Raw genomic sequence first — 5575 nt, forward strand, 5'->3', positions numbered from 1 at the left:
GCGCAATGGAAGGACAGCTGACTCCTCGGGTTATGCGCAGTAAGAGTCCCGAGCGCCCGCTCAGGTCGTCGACCGCCGCCCGTGCCGTGTCGTCGTATGGGCACACCGCCCGGTGCTGATGGCTGAGCATCCCGGGGATTCACTCGCGGAGGTCGGAGACAGCCATCACCATGGAAGGACGACAATGACCGTTACGCAGCACCACGCGAGGACGGCACGAAGCCGCAAACCGGTCGAAAAGCGCTCACCCGATGACGAATTGAGCGCACGGTTCGAACGAAACGTCGTTCCATTGCGGGAGACGCTCTACCGTCACTCATTTCGGCTCAGCCGCAGCGAGACCGATGCGGAGGACTTGGTGCAGGAGACCATGCTGAAGGCATTCGGTGCTTTCCACTAATTCCAACCGGGCACCAATCTCAACGCCTGGCTGTTCCGGACTCTGACCAATACCTACACCAACGGCTACCGCAGGAAGCGGCGCCAACCGGTGTTGCACTCCACCGAGCAGGTCGCCGACCAGCATCTGGCCGAGGCCTACGCCCATTGTGCCCCGACAGGGATGCGCTCCTCAGAGGACGAATCGCTGGATTTGTTGCCGGACAACGACATCAAGGCGGCCATGCAGGCGCTGACACAGCAGTTCCGCGACGTCGTGTATTACGCCGACGTTCAGGGGTTGCGCTACAAGGAGATCGCGGCGATCATGAAAACCCCGATCGGTACCGTGATGACGCGGCTTCATCGCGACCGACAACGACTCCGCACCTTGCTCGGCGACGGCGCCACCCGTGTTGAGCCAGAGCCAATCCCGGCCGCCGGATAACGCCGTGTCAGAAGTGCAGCAGAACGGCCGGCGAAGTCTGAAGGACATCGGAACCTTGATTCTGCGTGGCCTCGCGGTGGCGTTGTTTTCCGGGGCGATTGGTGCAGCGGCAGCGATCCTTGTCCATCCGCCCACCATCGGCGGCCAGTTGTTCGTACCTAATTCTGCGGTCGGGCGATCGGCGATCAACGTCCCCGTTTCTCCACTCGAGCAGGTGGCCGCGAAGGTGTTGCCCAGCGTGGTGACGCTGCAAACAGACCAAAGTGACCAATCGGAACTGTGCTCCGGCATCATCCTCACGGCTGACGGACTGATCTTGACCAATAGCCACGTCGCGGCGGGCGTCGCGAGCGCCCCACCCGAGTCGGGCGCCGTGGTCACGTTTCACGACGGCCGTATTGTGCCGTTCACGGTGGTCGCCACCGACCCGAGGGGTGACGTCGCAGTGGTTCGGGCGCAGGGCGTTTCGGGGCTTACCCCGATTTCCTTCGGCACCTCGAACGACCTTCGAGTCGGCCAGCAGGTGGCAGCGGCGGGTTCTCCGCTCGGTCTGGGCGACACCGTGACCATGGGTGTCATCAGCGGGCTCAATCGGTCGGTGTTCACGGCCACCGACAACCAGGTGGCGGCCTACGACGCCATCCAAACCGATGCCGCGCTCAACCCGGGGAACTCGGGCGGTGCACTCGTCGACATGAATGGGCAGCGAGTCGGTATGAACTCGGCGGCACCGGGCCGAATCGGCGTGGGACCGCAGAGCGGTTCTATCGGCATCGGTTTCGCGATTCCGGTTGACAACGTCAAGCGAATAGCCCGTGAACTCATTACCACCGGTGGGGTCTCACACGCTTGGCTGGGAGCGCAGTGAGTAACGAGGACAACTCCAATGGCGCCCGGATCATCGGCGTGACAGACGGCGGGCCAGCCGCGGCGGCTGGTCTGCCTGACGGGGCGCTGGTGACGAAGTTCGACGACCAAGCGATCGAAGACAGCGCCGCGCTGGTCGCAGCGGTGCAGTCGAGGGCACCGGGTACCCGCGTGGCCATGGACTTCATCGACCCTTCAGGCAACCACAGATCTGTGCACGTCACCCTTGGCGCCGACGAGGTCCCGCGATGGCACCTATTGTCTGGCAGGGGCGTTCATACCCGGTGGTCTTCGGTGCACCGAAGCCGTGCGTATGTTGTTCGCTCACACGATGACGGTGGGCGGCGTGGGCGCGATGATAGGCCGAAGGCATTAGGTATCAGGAGGGATACATGCTCAGCGAGGCGATGCGATCCAAGCTGGTGGTCGGAGTCGATGGGTCGGTCGCATCCGATGCCGCTGTCCGCTGGGCCGGGCGCGAAGCCTTGATGCGCGGATTGCCGATCACAGTCGTCAATGTCGTCGCGCCGACTTTGATCAGCTCGACGATGGCCCCCAACGACACCATCACGCAGGGACAAGAAGACCGGGCACGGGAGATCCTGGATCGGGCGCAACGAATTGTCGACGAGGTGGCCGGCAACAAACCGCCGAACGTCAGCGCCGTGATGGTGTACGCAGGTGTGGTTCCGACGCTTCTCGATGAGTCAAGAGACGCGAAAATGATCGTGGTGGGCAGTCGCGGGCCCGATGCGTTCGGCCGGCACGTGCTCGGCTCGGTCAGCTCGGGACTACTCCATCACGCCCAGTGCCCGGTGGCGGTGGTCCATGATCCGGAGCAGGCCGAGCACGAGATTCGCGATGACGCGCCGGTCCTCGTGGGCATCGACGGCTCGCCTGCGTCGGAAGCGGCCACGGCGCTAGCCTTTGACGAGGCCGCGCGACGTAATGTGCCGCTCGTTGCCTTGCACGCCTGGAGCGACGTCGGGGTCTTTCCCATTTTGGGCATGGATTGGAGGACCTACCGTGACCAAGGCGACGAGGTGCTCGGTGAACGGCTGGCCGGATGGCAAGAGCGATACCCGGACGTGCAGGTGCATCGACGAATGGTCTGCGATGTGCCGGCCCGCTGGCTGCTCGACGAGTCCACTAACGCACAACTAGTGGTGCTCGGAAGTCATGGCCGCGGCGGCTATCCTGGCGTACATCTGGGCTCGGTGAGTTCAGCGGTGACACAGTCTGCTCACGTTCCGGTCATCGTGGTCCGTAAGGGCACCCGGTAATGACGGCTACCGGAAGTGCCGAGCGACAGCGAGTCAGTGGCTTCGGCTGCCTCGGCCTGCGTCAGGCCAGCGACTGGTATCTGTGAGGGCGCTACTCCAGCGAAAGACATTGGGGCACAGTACGCGAGGACTACAGTGCCGACGACGACGCATGGAACTATCTGTGGGATGATCACGCCTATCGCTGGTGCGAGCGGCAACCGCGCTGGGCCTTGCTCGACCCGTCGACGGTCTCGGCTACATCAGCCGGCGACGCACCTCGAACGCCAAACATAATTCGGCGACATCGCTTGGCCGCGAGAGGGACCGGCCGGTGTGGTACTCGATTCGGCGGAGTCGGTGTCGCACGGTGTTGGGATGAACCGCAAGTTGTTGCGCAGTGGCGCGCACGGAGGAGTCGTTGTCCTGCCACGCCTGAAACGTGTCGAAGAGGATCTCGCGGTCGTCGTCCGGTAGATCGCGGAAACCATCCAACACGTTGCCGTCGGATTTGACCATAGTCTCGGGGGCGCTGACAACGGCGGTGGCGAGGATGGAGCCTCGAATACCGACACCCCGGAGCGGGGTCCGCGCGACCCCGCAGCGTCACCTTGGCGCAGTGCAGGGCATGTGGTGTGTCGCGCAGATCGTCGAAGCGGCGCTAACCCCGACGCGGGCGGCCGCCATGCAACGTCTTGCGCTCACCGGTGCCGCCCATCTGGATCGGCGGGGCGGGCCGCTGCACGGGTTGGGGCGATCGTCGACGATACACGATCATCAATTGGGGGCTAGTCGCCAAGACAACGGTAGCCGATGAGCCTTGACGCAACGTGACCCGCGCGCCGGCTTCAAAGATCGGTATCGGCAAGGAAGCGTCCGGCGTTGTGCTCCAGGAGATCTGTCGTGGTTGGGGAAATCGCAAGCATGTCTGGAGGTTTGCCGCATCCGGACATGTTTTCCGCTCTCGCCGAGTCAATCCCGAAGAGTAGTGCCCACATGGGCGTTGTCTGCCGGCACTGCATCGCGACGGTCATGTTGTGTCACGCCACATCGCCATTTCACACGGCCGGGAGCACTGTTGAGTTGTCATCGCCGCGGAGCGATTGGCGAGGCCACATCAATCGAATGGTTTAGGAGCACCAATGAGCGAGACCCGTCGTACGGCGACCTTGACACCCGCTGGGCCAGTGAGTCATTTCTTCGAAGACGCCGTGTCCAAGACCCGGTTCTGGTGGCTGCTGTTGATCACCGGCGCCGCCTGGATCGTGCTATCCATCGTCATCCTGCGCTTCGACTACACCACCGTCGCGGCGGTGGCCGTGCTGTTCGGGGTCTACTGCCTAGTAGCCGCGGTCAATGAGATGGTGATCGGGGCGGTGTCCTCATCCACCGGCTGGCGCATCGCGCACGGGTTGCTGGCGGCGCTTCTGGTGGTGGTGGGTGTGGTCTCGTTGATGAACCTCGGCGCCACGTTCGTCTCGCTGGCCGCCATCGTGAGCTTCTACTTCATCTTCCGCGGTAGCTTCGATGTCGTCATGGCCTTCGCCGGCAGCGCGGTGTCCGGATGGTGGGTGCTGTTGATCACCGGGCTGATTGAGCTGGGGTTGGGGTTCTGGGCCGCCGGGTCATGGAACATCTCCGTGGTGATCTTGGTGGCGTGGGTGGCCGCCGGGGCCCTGCTGCACGGCATCGGCGAAATCGCATTGGCCTTCCAGATCCACCAAGGACGCAGCGGCATCAACGCCGTGCAAGGGCTAGCTGACCGACTCGGGGTCACCGACCACCACTCGGCACCAGACGCAGCCGTCCCCGCTCGCTGACCCACCGACCTCGACGGGGGACTGGTCATGCAAAGCGTCGACTACGTCTACGGATGGTGGGTTCTGCACGCATGCGGCCGCAATCCGCTGGTGCGTGGCATCGACCGCCTGGAACTGGTGATCATCGCCCTGGGAATCTTGGTCGCTCTGGCGGCCACCGCGTGTGCGGGGGCGCTGGGCACGGCCGTGCATGATGCGCGCAGCCGCGTATACGTCGAGCAAGCCCAGACCCGGCACACGGTGACCGCCAGAGCCGCCGAGGACAGCACGATCGTTCTGAGAGTCGATGACGACACCGTGACGAGGGTGAACGCCCGGTGGCAAGTCGATGGCGCCGAACACGCTGGCAGCCTCGAATGGGACCGTGCCGTCAAAACTGGTGATCCGCTGAAGTTTTGGGTGGGCCGTGATGGCAACCGCGTCGATGCGCCCACTCCGACATTCCATGCCGGCGTGGAGGCGGTCGGTGTCGCCTACGCGGCATGGCAAACGGTGAGCCTTGCCGCGGTCGGGTTCATGTGGTGGGGCCGTTCGCGCCTTGATCGCCTGCGTGATTCCGCCTGGGAACGCGCCATCCGATGCCTCATCGACGACGCGGGCGGGCGGACAAACCGTAAACCATGACCGTTGGCGAGAACCCCTCGATGAGTGCGCGCCGTGCCTGTGCGGCAGTCCATGTCGTCGTACACGATGCGCCACGCCAATTGACGTCACTGCGCAAAGTTGGTCTCCGCCGGTGTGCACACCGACATAGGCGGTAGCGCGGACTTGTGGGCGACACCATCGACAGCCGTTGCGGC

At 64.1% G+C, this 5575-nt stretch carries 7 protein-coding genes and 1 pseudogene; 7 read left to right on the top strand and 1 reads right to left on the bottom strand.

The features are described from left to right. Positions 1-184 precede the first annotated feature (184 nt). From QOC69_RS30935 to QOC69_RS30955, 5 genes and pseudogenes are all read left to right on the top strand, one after another. The gene (locus tag QOC69_RS30935) at positions 185-400 is read left to right on the top strand and encodes a sigma factor (RefSeq protein ID WP_526446325.1); all 216 of its coding nucleotides are present in this window, start codon (positions 185-187) and stop codon (positions 398-400) included. A gap of 12 nt (positions 401-412) precedes the next feature. Beyond that, positions 413-826, top strand: a pseudogene (locus QOC69_RS30940) (sigma factor-like helix-turn-helix DNA-binding protein); the annotation flags it as partial. Between the two features lie 4 nt (positions 827-830). Continuing rightward, positions 831-1694, top strand: coding sequence for a S1C family serine protease (locus tag QOC69_RS30945; protein ID WP_526446326.1), 864 nt, complete (start codon positions 831-833; stop codon positions 1692-1694). Positions 1695-1732: 38 nt separating this feature from the next. Then, positions 1733-2182: a hypothetical protein gene (locus tag QOC69_RS30950; protein ID WP_526446331.1), complete on the top strand. Its 450-nt coding sequence runs from the start codon at positions 1733-1735 to the stop codon at positions 2180-2182. After that, positions 2086-2976, top strand: coding sequence for a universal stress protein (locus tag QOC69_RS30955; RefSeq protein WP_526446327.1), 891 nt, complete (start codon positions 2086-2088; stop codon positions 2974-2976). The genes QOC69_RS30950 and QOC69_RS30955 overlap by 97 nt, the downstream gene beginning before the upstream one ends. 237 nt (positions 2977-3213) lie before the next feature. Here QOC69_RS30955 and QOC69_RS30960 read toward each other — a convergent pair whose 3' ends face one another. Further along, a complete protein-coding gene (locus tag QOC69_RS30960; RefSeq protein ID WP_526446328.1) occupies positions 3214-3474 on the bottom strand; it encodes a PucR family transcriptional regulator in 261 nt (86 codons plus the stop codon). Between the two features lie 623 nt (positions 3475-4097). Between QOC69_RS30960 and QOC69_RS30965 the strand changes: the two genes are divergently transcribed. After that, positions 4098-4775 (top strand): HdeD family acid-resistance protein, encoded by a 678-nt coding sequence (locus QOC69_RS30965; protein ID WP_526446329.1) that lies wholly within the window; start codon positions 4098-4100, stop codon positions 4773-4775. 27 nt (positions 4776-4802) lie between these two features. Continuing rightward, entirely contained in the window at positions 4803-5399 is a 597-nt protein-coding gene (locus QOC69_RS30970) for an Rv1733c family protein (RefSeq protein WP_526446330.1), read from the top strand. The last annotated feature ends 176 nt before the right edge of the window (positions 5400-5575 follow it).

The sequence above is a fragment of the Mycobacterium sp. genome, assembly GCF_032162105.1.
Classification (GTDB): Bacteria; Actinomycetota; Actinomycetes; order Mycobacteriales; family Mycobacteriaceae; genus Mycobacterium.

Coding starts and splice junctions, on each gene's coding strand:
- QOC69_RS30970 (WP_526446330.1), top strand. CDS start 4,803: ATGCAAAGCGTCGACTACGTCTACGGATGGTGGGTTCTGCACGCATGC.
- QOC69_RS30935 (WP_526446325.1), top strand. CDS start 185: ATGACCGTTACGCAGCACCACGCGAGGACGGCACGAAGCCGCAAACCG.
- QOC69_RS30965 (WP_526446329.1), top strand. CDS start 4,098: ATGAGCGAGACCCGTCGTACGGCGACCTTGACACCCGCTGGGCCAGTG.
- QOC69_RS30960 (WP_526446328.1), bottom strand. CDS start 3,474: ATGGTCAAATCCGACGGCAACGTGTTGGATGGTTTCCGCGATCTACCG.
- QOC69_RS30955 (WP_526446327.1), top strand. CDS start 2,086: ATGCTCAGCGAGGCGATGCGATCCAAGCTGGTGGTCGGAGTCGATGGG.